The sequence below is a fragment of the Streptomyces sp. BoleA5 genome (assembly GCF_000373665.1).
In the GTDB taxonomy this organism is placed as follows: Bacteria; Actinomycetota; Actinomycetes; order Streptomycetales; family Streptomycetaceae; genus Actinacidiphila.
Genome location: NZ_KB892092.1, coordinates 153,141 through 176,800 on the forward strand (window position 1 = coordinate 153,141; position 23,660 = coordinate 176,800).

At 71.6% G+C, this 23,660-nt stretch carries 18 protein-coding genes and 1 tRNA gene; 13 read left to right on the forward strand and 6 right to left on the reverse strand.

What is annotated here, in order from left to right; translation table 11 throughout:
- Nucleotides 1-72: 72 nt before the first annotated feature.
- Entirely contained in the window at nucleotides 73-852 is a 780-nt protein-coding gene (locus B085_RS0108150) for an ABC transporter ATP-binding protein (RefSeq protein ID WP_018558081.1), read from the forward strand.
- The gene (locus B085_RS0108155; protein ID WP_026250792.1) at nucleotides 849-3,335 is read left to right on the forward strand and encodes an FtsX-like permease family protein; all 2,487 of its coding nucleotides are present in this window, start codon (nucleotides 849-851) and stop codon (nucleotides 3,333-3,335) included. Before B085_RS0108150 ends, B085_RS0108155 begins: the two co-directional genes overlap by 4 nt.
- A gap of 517 nt (nucleotides 3,336-3,852) precedes the next feature.
- Here the strand turns inward: B085_RS0108155 and B085_RS0108160 are convergent.
- Complete coding sequence (locus tag B085_RS0108160; RefSeq protein ID WP_026250793.1) at nucleotides 3,853-5,271, reverse strand: helix-turn-helix domain-containing protein; 1,419 nt, start codon at nucleotides 5,269-5,271, stop codon at nucleotides 3,853-3,855.
- A 207-nt stretch (nucleotides 5,272-5,478) separates the two neighbouring features.
- Here B085_RS0108160 and B085_RS0108165 point away from each other — a divergent pair, with 207 nt between their 5' ends.
- The gene (locus B085_RS0108165; protein ID WP_018558084.1) at nucleotides 5,479-6,108 is read left to right on the forward strand and encodes a hypothetical protein; all 630 of its coding nucleotides are present in this window, start codon (nucleotides 5,479-5,481) and stop codon (nucleotides 6,106-6,108) included.
- A gap of 79 nt (nucleotides 6,109-6,187) precedes the next feature.
- Here B085_RS0108165 and B085_RS0108170 read toward each other — a convergent pair whose 3' ends face one another.
- Nucleotides 6,188-7,801 (reverse strand): ABC-F family ATP-binding cassette domain-containing protein, encoded by a 1,614-nt coding sequence (locus tag B085_RS0108170; RefSeq protein ID WP_018558085.1) that lies wholly within the window; start codon nucleotides 7,799-7,801, stop codon nucleotides 6,188-6,190.
- 650 nt (nucleotides 7,802-8,451) lie between these two features.
- On the opposite strand from B085_RS0108170, the gene B085_RS0108175 reads away from it, so the two are divergent.
- The 3 genes from B085_RS0108175 (at nucleotide 8,452) to B085_RS0108185 (ending at nucleotide 14,907) form a co-directional block, all read left to right on the forward strand.
- A complete protein-coding gene (locus B085_RS0108175; RefSeq protein WP_234018524.1) occupies nucleotides 8,452-12,972 on the forward strand; it encodes a tetratricopeptide repeat protein in 4,521 nt (1,506 codons plus the stop codon).
- A gap of 4 nt (nucleotides 12,973-12,976) precedes the next feature.
- Nucleotides 12,977-14,521, forward strand: a complete 1,545-nt coding sequence (locus B085_RS0108180; RefSeq protein WP_018558087.1) for an ATP-binding protein — start codon at nucleotides 12,977-12,979, stop codon at nucleotides 14,519-14,521.
- A 312-nt stretch (nucleotides 14,522-14,833) separates the two neighbouring features.
- Nucleotides 14,834-14,907: transfer RNA gene (locus tag B085_RS0108185), tRNA-Met, on the forward strand.
- 110 nt (nucleotides 14,908-15,017) lie between these two features.
- On the opposite strand, the gene B085_RS0108190 is transcribed toward B085_RS0108185, so the two are convergent.
- Complete coding sequence (locus B085_RS0108190; RefSeq protein WP_026250794.1) at nucleotides 15,018-15,287, reverse strand: DUF6343 family protein; 270 nt, start codon at nucleotides 15,285-15,287, stop codon at nucleotides 15,018-15,020.
- Between the two features lie 138 nt (nucleotides 15,288-15,425).
- Here B085_RS0108190 and B085_RS41725 point away from each other — a divergent pair, with 138 nt between their 5' ends.
- The 6 genes from B085_RS41725 to B085_RS49200 all read left to right on the forward strand — a co-directional run bounded on the left by B085_RS41725 (nucleotide 15,426) and on the right by B085_RS49200 (nucleotide 20,990).
- Nucleotides 15,426-16,526: an MFS transporter gene (locus B085_RS41725; protein WP_018558089.1), complete on the forward strand. Its 1,101-nt coding sequence runs from the start codon at nucleotides 15,426-15,428 to the stop codon at nucleotides 16,524-16,526.
- A 35-nt stretch (nucleotides 16,527-16,561) separates the two neighbouring features.
- Nucleotides 16,562-17,086 (forward strand): SigE family RNA polymerase sigma factor, encoded by a 525-nt coding sequence (locus tag B085_RS0108200; protein ID WP_018558090.1) that lies wholly within the window; start codon nucleotides 16,562-16,564, stop codon nucleotides 17,084-17,086.
- 59 nt (nucleotides 17,087-17,145) lie between these two features.
- Nucleotides 17,146-18,363 (forward strand): hypothetical protein, encoded by a 1,218-nt coding sequence (locus B085_RS41730; protein WP_018558091.1) that lies wholly within the window; start codon nucleotides 17,146-17,148, stop codon nucleotides 18,361-18,363.
- Nucleotides 18,364-18,521: 158 nt separating this feature from the next.
- The gene (locus tag B085_RS0108210; protein WP_026250795.1) at nucleotides 18,522-19,994 is read left to right on the forward strand and encodes an FAD-binding protein; all 1,473 of its coding nucleotides are present in this window, start codon (nucleotides 18,522-18,524) and stop codon (nucleotides 19,992-19,994) included.
- Between the two features lie 29 nt (nucleotides 19,995-20,023).
- A complete protein-coding gene (locus B085_RS0108215) occupies nucleotides 20,024-20,755 on the forward strand; it encodes a tyrosine-protein phosphatase (RefSeq protein WP_018558093.1) in 732 nt (243 codons plus the stop codon).
- Between the two features lie 97 nt (nucleotides 20,756-20,852).
- Complete coding sequence (locus B085_RS49200) at nucleotides 20,853-20,990, forward strand: hypothetical protein (protein ID WP_018558094.1); 138 nt, start codon at nucleotides 20,853-20,855, stop codon at nucleotides 20,988-20,990.
- A 31-nt stretch (nucleotides 20,991-21,021) separates the two neighbouring features.
- On the opposite strand, the gene B085_RS0108225 is transcribed toward B085_RS49200, so the two are convergent.
- Both B085_RS0108225 and B085_RS0108230 read right to left on the reverse strand, forming a co-directional pair.
- Entirely contained in the window at nucleotides 21,022-21,258 is a 237-nt protein-coding gene (locus B085_RS0108225) for a hypothetical protein (RefSeq protein WP_018558095.1), read from the reverse strand.
- Between the two features lie 19 nt (nucleotides 21,259-21,277).
- Nucleotides 21,278-22,423: an inorganic phosphate transporter gene (locus B085_RS0108230; protein ID WP_018558096.1), complete on the reverse strand. Its 1,146-nt coding sequence runs from the start codon at nucleotides 22,421-22,423 to the stop codon at nucleotides 21,278-21,280.
- A gap of 176 nt (nucleotides 22,424-22,599) precedes the next feature.
- Between B085_RS0108230 and B085_RS41735 the strand changes: the two genes are divergently transcribed.
- On the forward strand, nucleotides 22,600-23,232 hold the full coding sequence (locus tag B085_RS41735) for a DUF4291 domain-containing protein (RefSeq protein ID WP_018558097.1): 633 nt from the start codon (nucleotides 22,600-22,602) through the stop codon (nucleotides 23,230-23,232).
- Here the strand turns inward: B085_RS41735 and B085_RS0108240 are convergent.
- A complete protein-coding gene (locus tag B085_RS0108240) occupies nucleotides 23,210-23,587 on the reverse strand; it encodes an MmcQ/YjbR family DNA-binding protein (protein WP_018558098.1) in 378 nt (125 codons plus the stop codon). The two genes, B085_RS41735 and B085_RS0108240, sit on opposite strands and share 23 nt — an antisense overlap.
- Between the last annotated feature and the right edge of the window lie 73 nt (nucleotides 23,588-23,660).

The window sequence follows — 23,660 nt, forward strand, 5'->3', positions numbered from 1 at the left end:
AGCCCGAGCTTCTTGCCGTCGCGGACGGGCCGACGGCCGATCCCTTCACCACCCTGCAATCGCGGAGAATCGATGGATGACGCAGTTCGGCTCGAGTCGCTGACCAAGACCTATGGATCCGGTGACAGCGCGGTGACGGCGCTACGCGAGATCGGCCTGTCCTTCCCCCGCGGTAGCTTCACCGCGATCATGGGCCCGTCGGGCTCCGGCAAGTCGACTCTTCTGCAGTGCGCCGCCGGACTCGACAGACCCACATCGGGCAGGGTGTTCATCGACGGCACGGACATCGTCGGGCTGAACGAGACCCAGCTCACCGAACTCCGCCGCGACACCACGGGGTTCATATTCCAGGCCTTCAACCTGCTGCCGTCCCTCACGGCTGAGCAGAACGTCGCGCTGCCGATGCGGCTGGCCGGGCGCAAGCCCAAGCGCCAGGTCGTGCAGCAGGCACTCGCCCAGGTGGGGCTGGAGAAGAAGGCGGGCAGCCGGCCCAGCCAGCTCTCCGGCGGCCAGCAGCAGCGTGTCGCCATCGCCCGCGCGCTGGTGGCCCGGCCCGCCGTGCTCTTCGCCGACGAACCCACCGGTGCGCTCGACCTCACCACGGGTCGCGAACTGCTCGACACGCTACGTCAGCTGGCCGGTGCGCCCGTGCAGGATCCCGGCGTCCTGCCAGTCCCGGGCCGCGGGGAGCGGGTGACCACGACGATCGTGATGGTCACGCACGACCCCAACGTGGCGGCGTACGCGGACACGGTGCTCTTCCTCGCCGACGGCAGCCTGGTCGGTGAGCTGCGCTCGCCCACCGCCGAGGCGGTCGCCGCGCGGATGACGGACCTGGCGGTGTCCCAGTGATCAGGGTTGCATTCCAGACCCTGCGGACACGGTGGGTGTCGTTCCTCGGCACCATCGTGGCACTGGTGCTCGGCGTCGCGCAGGTCGCGGCCATGGGCGTACTCATCATGGCCATGCTCGACCTGCCGGACCGGCCGGTGGAACGGTTCGCCGAGGCGCCCGCCGTGGTACAGGCCTCCGACCCGGAGTGGAACCCCGCCCATCACGACCTCGGCGTCCGGTCGCTCGCGGCCGCCCACGGAATCTCGCCCGAGCTGAGCGAGAAGGTCGCCGCCACCGGCGAGACCGTGGTCGACCGCGCTTTCTACGCCCAACTGGAGGGCGGCCCCGCGGATCAGGTGGGACACCCCTGGCCGGTGGCACGCTTCGGCGGCTACGTGCTGACCGACGGAAAGGAGCCCTCCGGCGCCAAGGACGTCGTGGTCGCGTCCGACCAGGCGCGTACCGGTGACAAGGTGACGGTTCTGACCGCCTCTGGAGTCGAGCAGTACACGGTCAGCGGCACGGTCGACCCGGTCGGCTGGGAGAACGCTGTCTTCTTCAGCGACGCGGAGGCCGCCCGGCTCTCCCCGCGCATCGAGTCCCTGGTGGCGCTCGGCCCGGTGGCCGATGTGCGGGCCGCCGTCGGCGACAGTGCCGCGGTGCTCACCGGCCAGGACCGGCACAAGGCGGATGCCAGCGAGGCCCAGGACCGCGAGACGCTGGACAACACCATCACGCTGGTGCCGGTGATGGCCGGCGTCGCGGGCGTGACCGCGATCTTCGTGGTGGCCTCCACCTTCGCCTTCGCCGTCGTCCAGCGCCGCCGGGAGGTCGCGCTGCTGCGTACCGTCGGCGCCACCCCCAAGCAGGTGCGCAAGATGGTCCGCAACGAGGCGCTGCTCGTCGGCATCGTCGCCTCCGCCGTCGGCGCGGTCCTGGGGCTGTTCGGTGCGCAGCTGCTCGCCGACATGCTCAAGGCGATGGACATCTCGCCGGAGTGGTTCACGGTGGCACCCTCACTGCGCTGGACCGTACTGGCACCCCTCGCCGCAGCCTTCCTGATCGGTCTCCTGGTGGCGGTCGGCGGTGCGGCGACCGCGGCACACAGGGCCGGCGGCATCCGTCCCGTCGAGGCGCTGCGTGAAGCGTCGGTCGATGATACGGGGGTGACGCCCGGCCGGGCGCTGCTCGGTGTCGTCGCCCTGGCGGGCGGTGTGGGGTGGACGGCGTGGATCGCCATCGGCTCGCCGACGAGCGTGCTCTCGCCCACTGTCTACGTCATCTCGCTGACGGTGCCGGTCCTGGCCGCCGCGGTGCTCGCACCGCTGGTCGTCGGACCGCTCACCAAGGTGCTGATGCTGCCCTTCCGGGGAGCTTCGGGCCCCACCGCGATGCTGGTACGCGAGAGTGCGCTGACCTCACGACGGCGTACCGCCGCCACCGCGGCGCCAGTCCTGCTCACCGTCGGGCTCACCTTCTCGCTTCTCGCCGCCACCGACTCGCTCGGCGCCGCTCGTGACAACGGCTTCCAGAACCAGGTCAATTCGCAGTACGCGCTGGCGCCCGACGGCACTCCGGGCATCAGCCCGAAGGTGATCGACCGCGTCGCGGCGATCGAAGGCGTGCACATCGCGGCGCCCATCCTCACCACCGTCTACACCAAGGACGAGAACCGGTACGACGCGGACGACGGGCTCGTCGTCGACCCCGCCGCGCTGAAGAAGGCGATGGACCTGAAGATCATCGACGGGTCCCTGGACGATCTCGACGACAACAGCACGGCCGTGGCCGATCTGTGGCACAAGGACGTCGGCGAGAAGCTCGACGTGGAGATGGCCGACGGCGAGCACGTCGAGCTGCGGGTCGCGGCGACCTACAAGGCGCTGCGGGGCGAGGACGTGGCCTACCTGACGCCGCGGTTCGCCAAGTCGGCCGGCTACGCCCGGGACGGCCTCGCCCGGCGTGCCTACATCACCCTGGACTCCGGAGCCGATCACGCCGCGGTTACCGCACGGATCCGCAAGGCGGTGGCCGGCAGCGGAGCCAAGTTCATGACGAGGGACCAGCTGGTCGCTTCCGAGAGCGCGTACGCACGTCACCTCACGGAGGTGCGGCAGCGTTCCACCGCGGTGATCATCATGATCTTCTGCTTCATCGCGATCCTCAACACGCTCCTCATGGCGACGGCAGACCGGCGCCGCGACCTGGCGGTGCTGCGGTTGGCAGGTGCCACGCCGAGGCAGGTCGTCCGGTTTTTCCTCGCCGAGGCCCTGCTGGTCTCCGCCATCGGTGTGGTGCTGGCCTTCGTGGCCACGGCAGTCAACCTGGGAGGTCTGTGGAGTGCGCTGCTCCAGTTGTTCGGCTCGACACCGATCGTGGTGCCGTATGTGATCGTCATCGCTGTCGCCGTCGTGTCCACCCTGCTCGCCGTGATGGGCACGGTGCTGCCCGTCAGCGCCGCACTGCGCGCACGGACCGTCCAGCTCGGCTCACGCGAGTAACCCGGCAAAGGACGCCCCACGCGTACTCCCGAGACCACGCGGTCCGGTCCCGCCTCCCCCTACGGGACCGGGCCGCGGGCCGCGTTGTGGCCGCGTGTGTACGGATGTGTTCAGTAGAGGGCCGATACAGGCGCGCCTGACGTCGGGGCGCGGCCCGAACGCGGGGATGCGGAAAGCGTGCGGCCCGAGGCGGTTCCACGCACATCGTCGTCCTGGAAGTAGTCGTACACCCCGGCCACCTGCGGGCGCTCCGCGTACACGACGTTCTCCAGCCCCCCTGCGCGCGCCTCATCCAGCGCCTTGATCGCCGCCTCCAGCTTCTCTATCGGAAAACGCCCTAGTACTCCAGCAGGGTTTCGCTGTCTGACCTGGTCTTCCGCCGGGTGGCGGGAGTGTAGCGGGACGTCGGTCGTGCGGGGGCGGTCTCCGTGAGGCCGCCCCTGCCCACACCGCGACCCGCTACACTCCAGCCGCCCAGCGAAACCCGCAGGTCAGACAGCGAAATGCTGCTGGAGTACTAGTTGCGGGTCCAGCCCGCGGGGGACCAGTACTCGTATTCGGGGCGGCCCTTGACGCCGCTGGTGCGGAAGGGACGCCCGCCGTCGTCGACGCGGACCGTGCCCGACCGGCCGCCCGCGCTCCACTCCAGTTCCAGGAACCAGTCGCAGTCGCAGCGCACCGTGCGGGCGTGCACCCGGAGCACCAGCGGGTCCTGCGCGGAGACCTGGTAGGGCAGACGCACCACGGGGAGGGTGTGCTCGCTGTCGCTGCCGTCGCGCGGTTGCGGCTGCGGACGGGCCGCGTCGAGGTCCACCGCGTACTCGGCGGGCGTCAGCGCTCCGCCGCAGCCGTTGTCCATCGAGTACGAGGACCAGCGCGGCGGGTCGCGGCGCTCGACGACGCGGATGTGCAGGGCCTGCACCACCACCGGGGCCGGCCCGCGCCCGCGGATCGTGGTCTCGACGATGGTCGTGGCGCCGTGCACCGCGCCCAGGGCGGTGGCCCAGGCACGCGCGTCCTGGGAGAGCGGCGGGGGAGGGACGTCAGCGGGCGGCCGGTCGATGAGGTAGTGGTGCCCGCAGCCGTTCTCCCAGACGTGCGAGCGCACGCTCCAGACCAGCGGCCGCGCCGGCACCGGGGTACGGGAGGCCGTGCCACCGCTGGGGGAGCGCGGAACGGCCTTCGTGTCCTTCACCGACGGCCCGGTGGACGGGGTCCGGCCGGAGGGGGACGCGCCGGGTGACACCGGGACGGTACCCGTACCGCCGGGCGAAGGGGGTGTGACGTCCGTGCCGCCGGGGCGCGCGGAGGAGGAGGTGGCGGCACGGGCCGGCGGGCCCTCGCCGCCGGCGCCGTCGGTCATCGCCAGCGCGGCGCCGGTGAGCACCAGAGCGGCCACCGAACCGGTGACGGCCGGCCGGGACAGCCGGCGGCGCCAGGAGCGCGGCCGCCGCGGCGGCGGGACGGTCCCGATCGGGTCGAGTTCGGCGGGCGTGACCGGGGCCGCCGCCCCGGCGGCCGCTTCGGGCACCGGCAAGGGTGCCCGTGCGGCGGGGACGCCACCGGCGGGCGCGGCGTCCTCGCCGCCGTCCGTGCCGTCCTCGCCCCCACCCTCCCCGGCGCCGCCGTCACCCTGTTCGCCGCGCTCCGCCCCGGCACCGGCGACCCCGCGGTTGCCCACGCGCCGGACCGCGTCCGCGAGCACCCACCGGCGGTGCAGCTCGACCAGTTCCTCCGGCCCCGCGCCGCACAACCGCGCCAGACGCTCCACGACCGCGTAGTCCGCCGGCACGGCGTCGCCGTTGCAATAGCGGTGCAGGGTCGAGGTGCTGACGTGCAGCCGGCTCGCCAACTGCCCGTAGCTCAGCCCCGAACGGTCCTTCAGCTCACGTAAATTCCGGGCGAAGTGCTCGCTGCCCGCCGCCGTACCACCCATGTCCCGCGCCCCCGACGCCTTCCCGTGTCCCGGCCGCCCGTTCCAGGGCGCTCACGTCTCCCCAGGCCAGGGTACGCGCAACCGTTCCAGCGTCCCGGAAGCCGCCGCCGCTGTTGCCGGGCCGTGACGGCGCCGCGCAGGCTGGGACCAGCACCGCCGCCCGTCGGCGGCGGTCCTCGTCCACGACCTGACCACGGGGGAACCACCTTGAACAGCACACTCGTCCGCCGCGCCGCCGTGACCGCGATGTCCACGGTCGCGGCCACCTCGCTCCTGGCCGCCGGTTCCGCGGAGGCCGGCGCCACCGCCGCGCCCACCGCGGCACCGAGGTTCCTCGCGCCGAAGGAACTGCCGCCGTACCCCGACTCGCCCTGGTACGCGGACCGGGTCAAGAGCGGCCTGCCCGAGGGCGGCACCGCCTGCACGCTGCGCGGCCTGCCCCGCAAGGGCGTCTCGCACCGCTCCTTCTGGACCGAACTGGACACCAACGCCCAGCAGGTCACCTTCACGACCAAGAACAGCAAGGCCGCGCGCGACCTCGCCGCCGAGCTCCGCAAGTCCGTGCGGGGCTGCGCCGCGCGCTTCCTGGCGCAGAACCCGGGCTCACAGGCCGACTGGAAGGACTTCGGCGGCCTCGCCGTGGAGGAGGGCGCACACGTCTACGGCGTGCACGTCGCACCCCCCGAGTCCGAGCACAACGTCCGGCTGTACGGCATCGGCCGCGACGGCCGCACCGTCACCGTCGTCGAGTGGGGCCAGATGGGCACCCTCGACCAGATCCCGCTGAAGGCCTTCAAGAAGACCACCCGGACCGCCGTCAACAAGCTGTACCGCTGACGGAGCCGCCGGGCGGCCCACGGACACCGGCGGCGGGGCACCGGGGGGCGCCCCGCCGCCGGCGACGGCACCGCACCCGTCACAGCGGCTCTACGAGCGTCAGCCCTTCGGTGTCGAGCCGCAGCCAGCGCGTGACGCCGATGCCCCGCAGGAACGCCAGGTCGTGGCTCGCCACGATCAGCGCCCCCTCGTAGGAGGCCAGCGCCGTCGTCAACTGCCGTACGCTCGCCATGTCCAGGCTGTTCGTCGGCTCGTCCAGCAGGAGCAGCTGCGGCGCCGGCTGGGCGAGCATCAGCGCCGCGAGCGAGGCCCGGAACCGCTCCCCGCCCGACAGCGAACCGGCCGCCTGGTCGGCCCGCCCACCGCGGAACAGGAAGCGGGCCAGCGACGCGCGGATGCGGTTGCCCGTGGCCTCCGGGGCGAACCGCGCCACGTTGGCCACGACCGACAGCTCGTCGTCCAGGACGTCCAGCCGCTGCGGCAGGAAGCGCAGCGGCACATGTGCCAGCGCCTCACCCGCGGCCGGGGGCAGTTCGCCGGTGATCGTCCGCAGCAGCGTCGTCTTCCCGGCGCCGTTCCGGCCGACCAGCGCGATCCGTTCCGGGCCGCGCAGCTCCAGGTCCCCGGCCGGTGCCCCGTACGCCGTCCGCAGCGAACGCAGCGTCAGCACGGTCCGGCCCGCGGGGACCGCGGTGTGCGGCAGGTCGACGCGGATCTCGTCGTCGTCCCGCACCGCCTCGACGGCCTCGTCCAGCCGGTCCTTCGCCTCGGCCAGCCGCTCGGTGTGCAGGACGCGGTGCTTGCCCGCCGAGACCTGGGCGCTGCGCTTGCGCAGTTTCATCACGGCGCGCGGCTCCCGCTTGGTGTCGTACATCTTCTGCCCGTACCGGACCCGCCGGGCCAGTTTGACGTTGGCGTCGGCCAACTCCCGCTTCTGCCGACGCACATCGGACTCCGCGACGCGCAGCATGCGCTCGGCGGCGTCCTGCTCCACGGCCAGGGCCTCCTCGTAGGTCTCGATGTCGCCCCCGTACCAGCGGACCCCGCCGTCGCGCAGTTCGGCGATCCGGTCGACGTGCCGGAGCAGTTCGCGGTCGTGGGAGACGACCACCAGCACGCCGTTCCAGCCCGCGACCGCCTCGTGGAGCCGCCGCCTGGCCTCCAGGTCCAGGTTGTTGGTCGGCTCGTCGAGCAGCAGCACGTCGGGCCGGCGCAGCAGCAGGGCCGCCAGCCGCAGCAGGACGCACTCGCCGCCGGACAGCTCGCCGACGACCCGGTCGAGGCCGACGTGGCCCAGCCCGAGGCCGTCCAGCCCGGCCCGGGCCTGCTCCTCCACGTCCCAGTCGTCGCCGACCGCCGCGAAGTTCTCCTCGCGTACGTCACCGGCCTCGATGGCGTGCAGGGCGGCCCGCGCATCGGCGATGCCCAGGGCCTCGTCCACCCGCAGCGCGGTGTCGAGGACGACGTCCTGCGGCAGGTACCCGACCTCGCCGGCGACACGCACCGTGCCGTCGGTGGGGGTCAGTTCGCCCGCGACGAGCCTGAGCAGGGTCGACTTCCCCGAGCCGTTGAGCCCGATCAGGCCGGTGCGGCCGGGGCCGACGGCGAGCTGGAAGCCGTCCAGGACGGGAGTGCCGTCCGGCCAGGCGAAGGACAGGTCGACGCAGGTGATGGACAGGGTGGGATGTCCCATGTGGTCCTCCGGGGTGCTCGTGAATGACGACAGATCGGCACACGGGGACACCGGAAGGCGGGCGCTGCACAGGGCGGCTGCTCACGGCCGAGGTCGCACAACGGCCCGCGCGGTCGCCGGTTCGGCGCCGCGGGCACGGTGTCCCGGACCTCAGAAGAGCAACGGCCTTCTCCAATCGGACGGTGGCAGGGCCGCGGCCGAAGCTACGCCGGGACGGGGCCCCCGGCAACGGATTTACGGGGTGCCCGGCCCATGGAGCGAGTGACCGTTCCCGTCGCGATGTCCGTCACGCCCGCCGTGCACTCCCGGGCCTCCCGGCCCGCGCTGTCGGCGTGCCGGTCGTCGACCTCGTGACGGCCGCGGTTCTGGCCGCGGCCCCCCGCTGGCGAGGAGGTCCGGGGCACGCCTGCCGGAGCCCGTGGTTTTCCGGCCGGCCGTCCGCCGCCCGAGAGCCCCTCGGCCGCCGGGGGGATCCGGCTTGCGGCGCTCCCTTCGCCGGGCGTGTGTGCAGAGCCGTCTTCGGACTTCCCTGATGCGCGCGTCGTGGGAGAGGGTGGTCCGCACAAAACTGTCCGCCTGAAGGATGGTTGATGTACATAAGGCCTCTCATATGACGTCGTATGGTCTACCGTTCTCATGTGGACGCGGGGATGATCCAGCAGTACTACTCGGTGGGCATGGACGTGATCGTTCACCTCGGCGGTGGCCGTTCCACACGCGGACGGCTCGCCGAGATCGGCAACGGCAGCGTGGTGCTGGCCACCGAGCGGGGGCCGGCGCTGGTGAGCGCGGAGGCCATCGAACTGATCGAGGTTCTCGACATACCAACGGTGGCGGGCGATCTGCCGGGTGCGGTAGCCGTCGGGAGGGCTCCAAGTCCGGCGGAGTCCGGCCCGAGTGCGGCCGACACCCCTCAGGACGGTGGACCGGAACCGGCATCGGCCCCGCCGGGCAGTGTCTCCGCGGTGCGGCGGGACACCTCTCTCTGGGAACCGCTGGAAGCGGAGTTCGGCCCAGGCGAGTTCAAGCTCACGCTCAGCAAACCGTCTTTTAAGCGCGATCCAGTGGTCGACCTCGGCTACACCATGCACAAATCGGTCGAGCAACATCTCGCGCGTGCCAAGAACCGGCTGGAATCAGCCCGCGTGGCACAGGACGTGAGCAAGGCCAGTGCCGCGATACGCGACCTGGCAGCCGCCTCGGAGGCCAGCGGCTACCCGCCCGGGCTGCACCTTGCCGCATTGAGTCTGCTGGACTGGCGCGAGGTCGATGCGACCCGGAGCCAGGCCGAAGCGTGGATGGAACAGGCCGCGCATCTTGGCGGGCGTTACGCATGGGATCTCGCGGTGCTCCGGGCCCGTGCCGGGCGCATCGGCGACGCGATGGCCGCTCTTGGCGCGGCACTGCGCGCGACTCCGGCGGAGGCCACCGACGACAGGCTTCTGCGAGCCCTCCTGGACCAGGCTTCTTACGCGGGGGACACGGTCCATGCCGTCCACGCCCTCGCTGGTGCCGTGGACGCGGGACCCGAGCCCAGGCGTGTGGCGACGAGAGCGGCGCTGTACCTGGTGAGCAGGTTGTTCCCCGAGCGGGCCGCCCCATTGGAGTCCCTACTGGTGCGTCAGGCCCCGGCCCCGGGCGACCTGTGCCGCGTCCTGGACGTGCTCAGCCCCGGGACGTCGCAACAGTTCGGTCTCTCGGACGGCGGCATGTCCGCCGCTCCGGGGCCCCAACCCGTGACGCACCCTCCTGCCGCACACCATGCCCAGCCCACCGCGCCCTTCCCGGCCGCGGTCAACGGGCGCCCCAAGCCTGGACTCGGCACGGCCCACGCGACAGCGAAGGACCTCCAGCGCCAGACGGAGACGGCTCGACGGCAATTCCAGCAAGGCAACTTCGACGCGGCGATTGCCATCGCCCGCAGCGCCCTGGTGGACTTCCCCGGCGATCCGGACCTTTCGGGGATCGCCGTGCATGCCGAAGCGGAGCTGACAGCCCTGACCGCCGAGCGAAGCCGCGCCGTGGGGACCCTTCGGCCCGCTCAGCCGGCGAAGCCGTTGAAAGCGCAGGCACCGCGCCCCCGCAACACCACCTTGTACGCCAGGGCGCAGCACGCGGACACCCAGGAGAAGGACTGGAAGAAGGCGGAGGCTCTCTACCGTCAGGCGATCGCCGAGGATCCGGGCCACGAGCGGGCGCGGCGCGCCCTTGCGTGGGGACTGCACCGCTACCACCGCAGCGACGAGGCCCTCGAGGTCCTCCGTGAGCCCGGGGCGGTGGTGCAGGAGACCCTGCAGCACCAGAACATGATCATCACGATCCTCACCGACCGCAAACGACTTCCGGAGGCGGCCCTCCTCCTGGAAGGACTGCTGCGCGGCGAGCACCCGAACCAGACCCGCACCGGGTTGCTCAAACGCCTGGTCGCCGTCTACCAGCGGCAGCGCGACAAGCAGCGGGCCACTGATGCCGCAGAGCGGCTCCTCGCGCACGGTCCGCGCAATCCCGAGTTCCGTTCAATCCACGACGCGGTCACGAAAGCCGTCCGTACGGGGCTGTGGGACAAGCTGGACGAACTCCTCGCGAAGAGCGAGTGGCAACCCGAACAGTCCGAGTCGTTGAGCGCGGTGATCCGTATGCACCTCAACCGCTGTGAGTACGCGGGAGTTGCCGCAGTACGCATTCAGGAAGGCTCCCTCGGTGAGCAGGACGTCCAGGAGCTGACCAAACTCATCGAGCGTCTCGGTACTTCACGTCCGGCAGACCGCGCCGAGTTCAATCTGTCCGCCGCTCGCATCCTGCGGGACATCAGCCAGACCACCGATCCGCGCTTCCTGCGCTCCCTGCGGGCTTTCGGCGCGGCGATGGGCGACCTGTGTGCCGCGGAACGCCGCGCGCCCGAGGTGACCCGCTCCTACTACACGGAGGCCGTGGCTCTCGGCGGTGGCTGGGACAACATGAGCGAGTTGAAGGTCAAGCAGTTTGTCGCCTCCTATCTGGACCCCGGCTGGGAGGAGCCCAAGAGCCGCTACACGTTCGTGGAGTGTGCGCACTGGGTCATGGAGGACAAGAGCCGCCACAAGCCTCTTGCGATGGGCCTCGTCGGTCTTCTCTCGGTGTCTCCCCTGCGGGTCCGGCGGGAGATCATGTCGATCACCTACCGTGACAACCAGATCCGTGACGTCCTCTTCCGGGAGTTGCGCGACTTCCTGGGCGAGACATCCGCGTCCACGAGTCAGGACGCCTACCTGACCTTGTGGGACCAGGCGCTGCGTACGCACGTCCGTCTCTTGGACCTGCAGCGCACGATGCTGCAGGCGCTTCTGCAGCGCCCTGAACCGCTGGGTACGCTGACCGAGGACCGGGGTGTCCTGGAAAGCGCTGCGGACACCGCGTACACCCCGCCGCTGGACCGGGACCGGCTGAACAAGGCGGCCGGGGTCTTGGCGGAGCTGCGGGGATATCTGGAACAGCCGTCGTACCTCGAACAGGAGCGGCTCTCCTCGCGCATTGGCACCTCGATCCGCGAGCTGGTGGCGACCATCGAGCGGCTGCCGACCCGGCTCAGCGTCGAATACCTCGTGCCGCTGCTGAACAACGTGGACCGCGCGCTGACCGAGCACTTCGCGCAGGTGCAGAGGGCCGCCGAGCCGACCGACCTCGCGGTCAAGGAAGTGCTGTCCGCCTACACCCCGGACGCGGCGAACGTCATCCAGGTGCAACTGTCGGTGACCAATCCTGCGCACCGCTCCCCGGCGGGCGGGGTGCAGCTGCGCGTTCTGCGCAACGACGAGGACTATGAGCCGGTCGAGACCGCCGTCCCGGTCGCGCACACGCTGAGAGACGAGCAAACCGAGACCTGCACGGTATCGCTGACAGTGACACCGAAGGCCATCCGCGAGCAGTTCGCGACGCTGCGGTTTCGACTGGAGTACTCCTCGCGCTCCGAACGCGTCCTCGCCAGCGAGGTCAGCACTCTGTCTCTGCAGCTCAGCGACGCTCAGCGGTGGGAGGCCATCCACAATCCGTACGCCGAGGGCGCTCCCGTCCAGGACCGCCGGATGTTCTTCGGGCGCGACGCGCTGCTCGCGATCCTTGTGGACACCTTCCACCGTGCCGACGCGACGTGTGTGGTCATCTACGGACAGAAACGGGTCGGCAAGTCGTCCGTCCTGCACCATCTGCAGGAAGAACTCGCGCCGCCGGTGTTGGCCGCGAAGCTGAGCCTTCTCGAGATCGCCAGCAAGATCGACCACGGGACCTTGTACTTTCTCATCGCCACCGCGTTCCACCGCCGGCTGGAGGAGCTGGAAGACGCCGGGCACCCGGCGCTGGGTTTGGACCGCCCCAGCCTCACCGCGTTCATCGACAGCGGCACCCCGAACCTCCACTTCGATGAGTACATGTACGACATGCGGCAGCGGATGCGCCGCAGCGAGGCCTACCGGAACTGGCGCCTCGTACTGCTTCTGGACGAGTTCACAGTGCTGTATTCGGCAATCGAACGTGGTGTGCTGCCGCGGGAGTTCATGAAGTCGTGGAAGGCCATGCTCGAGGGCAAGATGTTCTCGAGCGTCGTGGTGGGCAACGACTTGATGCCTCGCTTCCTCAAGGCTTTCCCGAACGAGTTCCAGGTGGCCCGCCAGGAACCTGTCTCCTACCTTGACCAGGATTCCGCGGAGGCACTCATCACCGAGCCCATCGCGCTGCCCGGTGGGGAGAGCCGCTACCGAGGCGACTCCGTGCAGCGTGTGGTCGAACTGACCGCGCGTAGCCCGTACTACATCCAGCTCTTCTGCAACCGTCTGGTCCAGCACATGAACGGACTGCGCCAGCCCCTTATCGGTCCCGCACATGTGGACGCCGTCGCGGCCTCGTTGGTGCGCGGGGAACGCGCACTGCCGCAGGAGCAATTCGACAACCTTCTGACTCCTGGCGACGCGGACGTGAGCGAGCTGCGGGGCGACGTGGTACTCGCTGTACTGAAGGGCGCCCTTGAGGGTGTGGGCAAGGACGTGTACCTCGACGGCCGCAGGGCGCGTGAACTCACCGACGGGCAACGCGTGATAGAGGACCTGCTGCGTCGTGACGTGATCGAGCAGGCGTCGGAGGGAAGGTTCCGGATCAAGGTCGGACTGTTCGCCGAGTGGCTGTCCCACAGGAGGGCGTGAGCGCATGTCGGACACATCGCAGTCCGCCCTCCAGGGGAGGTGGTCCGTCAACCCGTTCGCGACGGTCGGCCACCCCGTGTACGGCGATGCGCACGTGGGTCGCGCCGAGGAACTTCGCATCGTGCGGGAGCGAGTCCTCGAACAGCCGGTCGCTGGGGCGACCGCGATCATCGGACCGCCTCGCATCGGAAAGTCCTCACTCGCCTATCACCTGTTCATGCGTCCCGAAGCCCGGCAGACGTACCCCAGGCTGCTGCCGGTGTGGATGAACGTCCGCACCCAGGGGGGCATCACGAAGGTGTTGCGCCGTCTCGTCGACGAAGTCTGGGAGCTGATGGAGGAGGCGGCTCCCGAATGCGCTGGAGACCGACGTCTCGTCCGTGCCCGTGACCGCGCTCTCGCCGAGGGCGTCCCGTGGCTCGAAGTTCAGTTGGAGACCCAGGAGTTCCTGCGACTGGTGCGTCGCCGCGACTGGCGTGTGGTGCTCGTGCTCGATGAATTCGACGCGGCCCGCGAGGTCTTCCGGGCCGAGCCCGGAACCTTCCAGGCGCTTCGCGAGATGGCCTACAACCTGGATTGGAACATCGGTCTCGTCACCACATCGCGCCGTGAATTGCGGGACATCGTGGATATGGCCGATCCTGACGAGTCCACCTTCGCCGGGATCTTCCGCTCGGTCTTCCTGACCTGTTTCGAGGACGATGAGCTCGCCCAGTTGGCTTCACGTGCCGCTGAGGCCCCCGGGCCGGTTGACCGGCTGGCCGAGCTGACGGGCGGGCACCCGTACCTGGCGAGTGTTCTGCTCGACCGCGTGTGCTCCGCCGGCGTCCCCGGCGGATCCCTCAAGGTGGCGATAGATCGCCACGCCACGCCGCTGCCTGCGGAGTTCCAGTACTACTACCGGGACCTCGAGGACCTGCTGCGGACGGACGGACGCTTGCGGGCGATTCTCGAGGTCGTGCTCGGCCCGCAACTGGAGGTGACGCCGGAGGACGCCCAGATCCTTCTGCAGCAGGGGCTGCTGGTCGTTCGGGGAGATACCTACCGCGCGTTCTCCGAGGATTTTCAGCACTATCTGACCGTCATCGGACGCAGCCTCGGGCACTGGGACAATTGGATGGCGGTCGAGCAGCGCGTTCGGGACCTCGTCGAGAGCGGATTCATCGCACGTTACGGCGAGGATTGGGAGGGCGGTCTGCGTAAGGCCCGCGGCCCCAAGGTCGCGCCGCTCCTGGACCGCTGCGCCGAGCTTCGTGACCGCGAGCTGCGTACATACGGTGACCGCGCATCCGGCCGTCTTCTCGACTTCACCTATCCACGGGACCTGTACGACCTGATGGCCTCCCACTGGGATGTCTTCGGCAAACTTCTCGGTCGCGACAAGGCCTACTGGGAGGTGCGGTTCGCCCTGCTCGCAAAGGTCCGCAACCCCATGGTGCACAACCGCATGGGCGTCGTGACGCCGCTGGAGCAGTCCATGTTCCGCACCTATTGCGACGAGCTCATGGCGGTGCTGGACCGGATCGACGGAGGCGGGCGACCCGGCTGAGGGCGAGCGGTGCGCGCACGCGCCGGGAGACGGAGTCGTGGCTCACCGGAGAAGGCCTATGTCGATCGACAGTGCGCTTTGTGTCAGGGCGAGGACCCGACCGATCTCCCCCGGCCCGGCTGGGGGCACCGACGACCTGTGTGTGGTGGGCGGTGAACAGCACATCCTGGAGGTGCTCGCGAGGTGTGTCGATCCGCTGCTGGGCCCCCGGAAAGGTGAGCGCCACGGAGGGACTGGGACCACAGCCCCGGAAGCCTGACCGGATATGGATTTGGTCCTGGCGCCGAGACCCCGTAAGGTTCTGTTCAACGACGCGGGGTGGAGCAGCTCGGTAGCTCGCTGGGCTCATAACCCAGAGGTCGCAGGTTCAAATCCTGTCCCCGCTACTGAAGCCGAGGGCCCGGTGCGAAAGCACCGGGCCCTCGGCCTTTGCGTGCCCGTGGGTACCCCTGCGTGGCCGGCCGTGCGCACGGCGTTCCGGCGCCGCGGTCGTGCCTCAGCGCTTGCGGAGCGGTTCGTAGGGCGGGACGTCGCGACCCGGCTGCCAGTGCGCGCCCTGGCGGATGTGCCGCACGATCACGACGAGATCGATGGCCGCGGCGAGCGCCAGCAGGCCGAAGAACACGGCCCACCCGGTGCGCCCGAGCTCCGCGAAGAGAACCGTCCCCGCGATCGCCCAGGCCAGCCCGAAGGCCGCCAGCGCGAGCCGCGTCCGCAATGCGCTGCGAGCCCGCAGGGGCTCATTCCCGGTACGTCCCATACGCATGGAAAACGCCTCCTCATTCGGTTCGTACCCGGCTACGCTCGTCCCATGACATGGCGACATTGATCCTCACCGGAGTCCCCTCTGGCGCGCAGGCTCTACGCCTACGCCTTCCTCGAGGACCTGATCCCGCTCTACCCGGTGTACGCGGTGCTCTTCGCCGGCGCCGGGCTGTCCGAGGCCGGGATCTCCTCGCTGTTCGCCGTGTGGTCGCTCACGGCGTTCCTGCTCGAGGTGCCCTCGGGCGTGTGGGCCGATCGCTTCTCCCGGCGCGCCCTGCTCTTCGTCGCGCCCCTGCTGGCCGGGGCGGGCTTCACGCTGTGGACGCTGTGGCCGTGCTACGCGTCCTTCGCGGCCGGATTCGTCCTGTGGGGCGCCGGGTCCGCGCTGCGCTCCGGGGCGCTGCAGGCCCTGGTGCACGAGGAGCTGAACCGTGTCGGCGCCCGCCACGCCTACGCCCGCCTCACCGGCCGGGCCCAGGCACTCGGCACCACGGCGGCCCTGGTCGCGACCGCGCTGGCCGGGCCGCTTCTCGCGGCCGGCGGCGTCCGCGCCGTCGGACTCGCCAGCGTCGCGGTCACCGTGCTGACCGCCGCCTCCGCCCTCGCGCTGCCGGAGCCCCGTGCCCGGGCGGCCGCCCCCGCCGAGGCCGGTGCAGCCGCCTCGTACACCGGGCTGCTGCGCGAGGCCCTGGGCCAGGCCCGGCACACCCCCGGCGCCGGGCGCATGGTGGCGGTCGTCTCCCTGCTGGCCGGTGCGACCGCGCTGGACGAGTACGTCCCCCTGCTCGCTCAGGCGACCGGCGTGCGGGCGTCCCACGTCCCCCTGCTCGTCCTCCTGGTGACCGCGGGAGCCGTGGCCGGCGGCTGGCTCGCCGGTCGCGGAACGCGCTGGGCGCCGCTCGCGCCGGTGGCGGCCGCGGTCTGCCTGGCCGCGGGCGCGGCAGGCGCGCATCCGGCGGGCGTGGCCCTGGTGGCCCTGGCCTTCGGCGTCCTCGACTGGGCGACGACCGCCGCCGACGCCGCCCTCCAGGAGCGCATCACCGACCGCACCCGCGCGACGGTCACCTCCCTGGCCGGCCTGGGCTCCGAGGCCGGGTCGCTGCTGCTCTTCGGCCTCTGGGCCCTGGGCTCGCACTGGTCGGGGCCGGGACCGCTGTTCGCCCTCGCGGCGCTTCCGCTCCTGCTCCCCGTGCTCCTGCTGTGGCGGTGCAACATTTTCCCGCCCTCACGACGTCAGTGAGGTGAGGGCGGTGCCGGACGACAACGGGGTGGGGCATGCACGAGGACCGTACAAAGGAGTACCTGGACTTCGCGGCGAGCCGCGCGGGACACCTCTTCCGGTCGGCGTGCCTGCTCACCGGCGGTGACACCCACCTCGCCGAGGATCTGGTGCAGGAGACCCTCGGCAAGCTGTACGTCACCTGGCGGCGGGTGTCCCGGGTCGGCAACCCCGCCGGCTACGCCCAGACCGTGCTCGTCCGCACCTTCCTGACCCACCGGCGGCGGCGCAGCAGCGGCGAGTCCCCCACGGGGGAACTCCCCGACGTGCCCGCGGGCGCCGACGGCTCCGACAGTGACACCGCGCTGCTGCGGCTCACCCTCCTCGACGCGCTGACCCGGCTGCCACCCAAGGACCGGGCGGTCGTGGTCCTGCGCTACTGGGAGGACCGCAGCATCGAGGAGACCGCCGACGCCATGCGGGCCAGCTCCAGCGCCGTGCGCACCCGCTCGGTCCGCGCCCTCGCCAAGCTCCGCGAACTGCTCGGCGACAGCCTCGCGGAACTCGTCTCCACCTACTGACCCCCCCTCTCGCCCTCTCTTCCCTCCTCTTGCCCTTCTCCTCCGGACGGTGGTCCACCATGCCCTTCGAAGACGACCTCGGCGCCGCACTGCGGCGCACCGGCGCCACCTTCAGCACCGACGGCGGCGCCCTGGTCGCGACCGCCCACACCCGGGGCCGGCGATCCCGCCGTCGCCGGACGGCCGCCGTCGCCGGTACCGTCGCCGCGGTGGCGGCCGCGGGGATGACGGCCGCGCTGGTCGTACCGCGCGGGGACGCACAGAGCACCGGCCCCGCGGCGGCGGTGACGGACCCCAACCCCGGATGGGGGTCCGAGACGCCCTCCGACCGGAAGATGCTCGCCCTCTTCGAAGGCCTCCTCCCCGAGGGCAGGATCCTCAGCGGGCACGCCACGGACACGGGACCCGCGGCGGACATGTGGCCCAGGGCCCAGGTCCTCTGGGACGACGGCCGAGGCGCCTCGACGATCGCCGTCGACCTCAGCCGCGCCACGCCGGGTCGGGACCTCACGCGTTGTCCCGACCTCACGACCATGAAGCAGGGCAGCGCCTGCACCCGTACGGAACTCGCGAACGGGTCGGTGCTGGTGGTCCTCAAGACCTGGGAGTACCAGGACGAACGCGAGGGGCCCGAGAACTGGCGGGCCGTCCTGACCACCCTGGACGGCTTCGTGATCGCGGTCGACGAGTGGAACGCGACCGAGCAGAAGGCCGAGCACACCACCCGGGACCACCCGCCGTTGAGCGCGGCCCAACTCGCCGCCCTGGTGGGCGCACCGGAGTGGAAGCGGGTGCTCGCCTCGTTCCCCGACCCGTCGGCCACGCCGGAGGAGCCCGCCGCGGGATCGGGTGAGGTGAGCGGCAAGGAGATCCTCGAGCGCCTCAAGGCGGTCATGCCGTCAGGGCTGAAGATCACGCAGCCGGTCGGCGAGGAGGGCTACGCCCACGTCACCGTGGACGACGGCCACGGGGCCACTCTGGTCGAGGTCAACGTCCAGCACTGGGACCCGGAGCGCACCGGGGACCTGCGCTTCTCGAATCCCGAGACCCTGCCGGACGGCACCCTGGTGGACACCGAGAAGGGACGGGGCGACAAGGGCGGAGCGGGGATCCGGCAGTGGAAGGCCGACACCCTGCGTCCCGACGGTCTGCGGGTCGTCATCGCGGAACTCAACTCCGGCGCCTACCACCGGCCCCCCACCCGTTCCGCACCCGCCCTGAGCATGGACCAGCTCGTGGCCGCCGCGACCGACTCCCGGTGGAACTCGCTCGGATGATCACTCGGGCGGCCCGCTCGGCGGGCCGCCCGGCGACCGGTCGGTCCGCGTGGCGGGTGGCCCCCACGGGATTGAGCGACTTCCCGCCGACAGGGCGCAACCAGGCCTAGAATCGCCAATTGTTGCACCGTGAACCGACCCGTTCAGGGGGAGCGCGCATGTCCCGACTTCCGTCCAGGCGTGCCATGTTGCGGACGGCGGCGACGGCCGCGGGTGCCGCGGTCGTCGGCTTCGACCCGATCGGCAGAAGCTGGGCCGCTGCCGGGACGGCCGCGGACCGGGCGGACGACGCCTTGGTGGGGCTGCCCCACCTGGACGGGACGCTGCTCACCGACGACGCCTCGCTCGGCGCCGCCGCGGACGACTTCGGGCACATCGTGCACCGCAGGCCGGCCGCGGTGCTGCGGCCGGGGTCGGTGGACGACGTGGTCGCCATGGTGCGCTTCTGCAACCGGCACAACCTGAAGGCGGCGCCGCGCGGCCAGGGCCACGGGACGTCCGGCCAGGCCCAGGTGGACGGCGGCCTGGTCGTCGAGACCACACCGCTGGCGCACATCGGCCCGGTCGGGCCGCGCAGCCGTACCGTCACCGTCGGCGCCGGGGCCAAGTGGAGCGACGTCACCAGGGCCACCCTCGCGCACGGCCTCACGCCGCCCGTCTTCACCGACTACCTCGAACTCTCCGTCGGCGGCACGCTGTCCGTCGGCGGACTCGGCGGCCAGAGCCACCACCACGGCGCGCAGGTCGACAACGTCACCGAACTGCAGGTCGTCACCGGCGCGGGCGAACTGGTGCGCTGCTCCCCGTCGCGGCACCGGGACCTGTTCGAGGCGGTGCTGGCGGGCCTGGGCCAGTGCGCCGTCATCGTCTCCGCCACGCTGCGCCTGGTGAAGGCCCCGACGACGGTCCGGCACTATCTGCTGCCGTACCACGACCTGGGGACCTTCCTCGCCGACCAGCGACTGCTCGTCACCGACGGCCGGTTCGGCTACGTGGAGGGCCAGGTCGTCCCGGACGCGAACGGAGCCTTCCGCGGCTACGTCCTGGAGGCCGTCTCCTACGACGCCGCGCCCGACGACGCCGCGCTGCTGGCGGGGCTGCGCCACGACGCCGCGGGCGTGCAGACCGAGGACCTCGGCTACTTCGACTTCCTCGACCGGCTGGCCCCCTCGGTGGCGGCACTCAAGGCCGCCGGCCTGTGGGACTTCGCCCACCCCTGGCTCAACCTGCTCATCCCCGGCGAGAAGGCGGCCGCCGTGGCCGGCGGCATCCTCGACGCGCTCACGCCCGCCGACCTCGGCCCCGGCGTCGTGCTCCTCTACCCGCTGCTGCGCGAGCACCTGCACCGGCCCCTGCTGCGGGCCGGCCAGGACCCGGTCCCGTACCTGCTCGCCGTGCTGCGCACCACCCCGCCGCAGGACACCGCGACGGTCGACCGCCTCCTGGCCGCCAACCGGACCGCGTTCGAGGCCGCCCGGGCGGCCGGCGGCACGCAGTACCCGGTCGGCTCCGTCCCGTTCGGCCGTGCCGACTGGCGCGTCCACTTCGGCTCCGCGTGGCCCGCCCTGGCGGCCGCCAGGCGGCGCTACGACCCCCGGGGGATCCTCGTCCCCGGGCAGGCGATCTTCTGAAGCGGACGGCCGGCCCGTAGGGTCCCCCCATGGGGCGACACATCGCGTTCGAGCGTCTGCACAACTTCCGTGACCTGGGCGGCTACCGCACGGCCGAGGGCCGCGCCGTGCGCTGGGGGAGGCTCTACCGTTCCGACGCGCTCTCGAAGCTCGGGGGCGCGGACCTGGAGCGGTTCACCGGCCTCGGGGTGCGTACGGTCATCGACCTGCGCTACCCCTTCGAGATCGAGGCCAAGGGCCGTGTCCCGGAGGCCACCGGGGTCGCCTACCACAACCTCAGCATCGAGCACCGGCCCTATGACCAGACCGCGTTCGGGCCGGAGGTCGAGACGACCGCCTTCTACGCGCGGCTGCACGCGGAGGTCGCCGCCGACGGCGTCAAGGAACTGACGCGGGCGCTGGAGCTGATCGCCGCGGAGGGCAATGGACCCCTGGTCTTCCACTGCGCGGCGGGCAAGGACCGCACGGGTCTGCTGGCGGCGCTGGTGCTCGGGCTGCTGGGGGTGCCGGAGGAGGACATCGTCGCCGACTACGCGCTGAGCGAGCTGGCGACCGCCCGTCTGCTCGCGGACTGGACGGCGGCCAACCCGGAGCGGAGCCTGCGCTGGTCCGGCTGGGGACGGGCACCCGCCGACGCGATGCGGATCTTCCTCGCCGGCCTGACCGCCGAGCACGGTTCCGTCGAGGGCTATGCCCGCGCGCGACTCGGCACGGACGACGCCCTGATCGCCGACCTGCGGGAGGCCCTGCTCACGGACTGACGGACGCCGGATCGCGCGACGTGCAACCACTTGGTTGCGCCCTCAAGCGCCTTGCGGAGGAACCCACTGCGCGGGACCCCGGTGCGACCTGACCGCCGTGAACGGGGTACGTCCCGGCGCTCAGCGACCGGGAACGGCCGACTACGCGCGCGAAGTCGTCGGCCGCGGCCTGGAGATCGCGGCGTGGCGCTTCGGGGGCCGTCCGGCGGTGGTGTTCCAGCTCTACCCGCGGTAGCGGCCGGGCGGGGCGGCCGGGGCCGTCCGCCTCAGCCCGGGACGATCACGTCGATCCCGTAGGCCGCCACCGCCAGGCACGCCGCGAAGCACAGGGCCGCCACGGCCAGGGCCGCCTTCTCCTGCCCGGCGCGCGGCTGCCCGTCGCGCGGGCCGCTGCCGGCGCGGCCCCATGCGGCGACACCCAGCGAGAACATCACCACGACGGCGATCGTGATGCCGAGGCTGGCCCCGAACACGCTGCCGAGGTTGCCCCACTTGACGTCCATGCGGATCCCCTCCTCACCGCTACGGGGACGACTGGCCGGCGGGGCTCGGCTCCGGCGCACCGGCCCGCGCGTCGTTGACGTTGTCCGCGTTCACCGGGCGGCGCCGCGACAGCAGGTAGAACCCCGCCGCGGCGACGACGGCCACACCCGCCACCAGCGCGACGCCCAGGTCGCCGTGGTCCGCGACCCAGGCCGCCACCCCGCCCACGGCCGCCGCCGCCGGGAGCGTCAGCACCCAGGACACCGCGATCCGCCCGGCGACTCCCCAGCGCACGTGGGCGAGTCTGCGGCCCAGTCCGGCACCCAGGATGCTGCCGGTGCAGACCTGGGTGGTGGAGAGCGCGAAGCCCATGTGCGAGGAAGCGAGGATCACGGAGGCCGCGCTGGTCTCCGCGGCGAAGCCCTGCGGGGTCTGGATGTCGGTCAGTCCCTTGCCCATGGTGCGGATGATCCGCCAGCCGCCCATGTACGTGCCGAGCGCGATCGCCAGCCCGGCGCTCAGCACCACCCACCACGGCGGGCCGGTGCCGGGCGCGAGCAGGCCCCCGGAGATGAGCGTCAGCGTGATGACGCCCATCGTCTTCTGCGCGTCGTTGGTGCCGTGGGCGAGCGCCACGAGCGAGGCGGAGCCGACCTGGCCGGCCCGGAAGCCCCGTTTCACCCTGTCGCCCCGGGTCCGTCTGGTGATCACATAGGCCAGGTAGGTGGCCAGCATCGCGACCACGCAGGCCACGACCGGTGAGGCGACCGCCGGGACGACGATCTTCTCCAGGACCTCGCCCGCGTTGACGGCGGACGCGCCCGCGCCCACCCAGACCGCGCCGATGAGCCCGCCGAACAGCGCGTGCGAGGAACTGGAGGGCAGGCCGAGCAGCCAGGTGACGAGGTTCCACAGGATGGCCCCCACCAGCCCGGCGAAGATCATCGCGGCGGACACCCGGGCGTCGTCGACGATGCCGTTGGAGATGGTCTTGGCGACCTCGGTGGACAGGAAGGCACCCAGCAGGTTCAGCACACCGGCCACGGCCACGGCCACCCGGGGCGCGAGGGCGCCCGTGGCGATCGACGTCGCCATGGAGTTGGCCGTGTCGTGGAAGCCGTTGGTGAAGTCGAAGGCGAGGGCCGTGACGATGACGATGACGATGAGAAAGGAGACAGTGCCCACCGCGTACCTCCCACCAGGGTGCGGTGCGGTTCGCCGGGCCCTCCGTACCGATGGCGGCTCGGGATTCCAGGCTAGGCGAGGTACCGGTGCTCCGCATCGCACGGCCCGCCGCCGGGGTCGGACCAGGGTAAAACCCGTGGCGCGAGGGCGGACGCCGTGGGCAGGATGCCCGCATCATGGAGAACACCGAGATGCCGCGGCGGATGATCAGGGCCGCGTACACCGACGACACCGTGACGGTCTATCAGGCGTACCGCCCAGCGATCGGCGACCACACCGCGCTTCACGGCCGCTTCCCGGAGAGCTGGAGCCGCTCCCGGATGACGTGGATCAAGCCGTCCTTCCTGTGGATGATGTACCGCAGCGGCTGGGGCCGTAAGGAGGGGCAGGAGCGGGTGCTCGCCCTCGACATCAGCCGCGACGGCTTCGGCTCGGCGCTCCGCCGGGCCTGCCTGTCGCACTTCGACCGCTCGGTGTACCCCGACCGTGAGACCTGGGCCGAGCGCGTGCGGAGCACGCAGGTCCGGGTCCAGTGGGACCCGGAGCGCGACCTCCTTCTGCGTCCGCTGCCGTACCGCTCGCTGCAGCTCGGGCTCACCGGCCGCGCGACGCGCGACTACGCCGACCACTGGATCGTCGGCGTCCGTGACGTCACGGTGCTCGCCCACCGCGTCCACGAGCTCGTGCGCTCCGGCGACCGCGAGGCGGCCGCCGCGCTGCTGCCGCGGGAGCGGCCCTATCCGCTCGACGAGGAGACCGCCGCCGTGATCGGCGCGACGCCGGAGCCTAACGGGCGTCCAGCTCCGTGACGAGCCGCTTCGGGGCGACCACGCGGTAGCTCTCCTCGACCCAGTCGCACAGCACCTCCACGGCGGGTGCGTCCCCGGTGAGGGGGACGGAGACCCAGCCTGCCCCGCCCGGGCCGTGACCCGAGGGCTGGGCGCCGGGGACCGACAGGGCGTGCTCGTGGAGCCGGGGGTCCTTGAGTTTGACGTTGATGCCGGGCGGGTGGCTCCCGTCGCCGGCGCCGAGGAAGCCGAAGACCTTCTTGCCGACCTTGACGACGCTCTCGCCCCAGGGGAACTCCTCGGCCGAGCCGGGGAGCGTGAGCGCGAAGGCGCGCACCTTCGCGCGCACGGCGAGCGGGTCGCGGTCGGTGGTCACGGGGCCTCCCCGGGCGGACCCTGCCCGCGGGGTTCCGCGGTGCCGGCGCGTCCCGCCACCGACAGGCGGCGAC

Bases quoted from the DNA above. Each gene is read 5' to 3' on its own strand.
- B085_RS0108150 (WP_018558081.1), top strand. From the start codon at position 73: ATGGATGACGCAGTTCGGCTCGAGTCGCTGACCAAGACCTATGGATCC.
- B085_RS0108160 (WP_026250793.1), bottom strand. From the start codon at position 5,271: ATGGGTGGTACGGCGGCGGGCAGCGAGCACTTCGCCCGGAATTTACGT.
- B085_RS0108170 (WP_018558085.1), bottom strand. From the start codon at position 7,801: ATGGGACATCCCACCCTGTCCATCACCTGCGTCGACCTGTCCTTCGCC.
- B085_RS0108175 (WP_234018524.1), top strand. From the start codon at position 8,452: ATGATCCAGCAGTACTACTCGGTGGGCATGGACGTGATCGTTCACCTC.
- B085_RS0108180 (WP_018558087.1), top strand. From the start codon at position 12,977: ATGTCGGACACATCGCAGTCCGCCCTCCAGGGGAGGTGGTCCGTCAAC.
- B085_RS0108190 (WP_026250794.1), bottom strand. From the start codon at position 15,287: ATGCGTATGGGACGTACCGGGAATGAGCCCCTGCGGGCTCGCAGCGCA.
- B085_RS0108200 (WP_018558090.1), top strand. From the start codon at position 16,562: ATGCACGAGGACCGTACAAAGGAGTACCTGGACTTCGCGGCGAGCCGC.
- B085_RS41730 (WP_018558091.1), top strand. From the start codon at position 17,146: ATGCCCTTCGAAGACGACCTCGGCGCCGCACTGCGGCGCACCGGCGCC.
- B085_RS0108210 (WP_026250795.1), top strand. From the start codon at position 18,522: ATGTCCCGACTTCCGTCCAGGCGTGCCATGTTGCGGACGGCGGCGACG.
- B085_RS0108215 (WP_018558093.1), top strand. From the start codon at position 20,024: ATGGGGCGACACATCGCGTTCGAGCGTCTGCACAACTTCCGTGACCTG.
- B085_RS0108225 (WP_018558095.1), bottom strand. From the start codon at position 21,258: ATGGACGTCAAGTGGGGCAACCTCGGCAGCGTGTTCGGGGCCAGCCTC.
- B085_RS41735 (WP_018558097.1), top strand. From the start codon at position 22,600: ATGGAGAACACCGAGATGCCGCGGCGGATGATCAGGGCCGCGTACACC.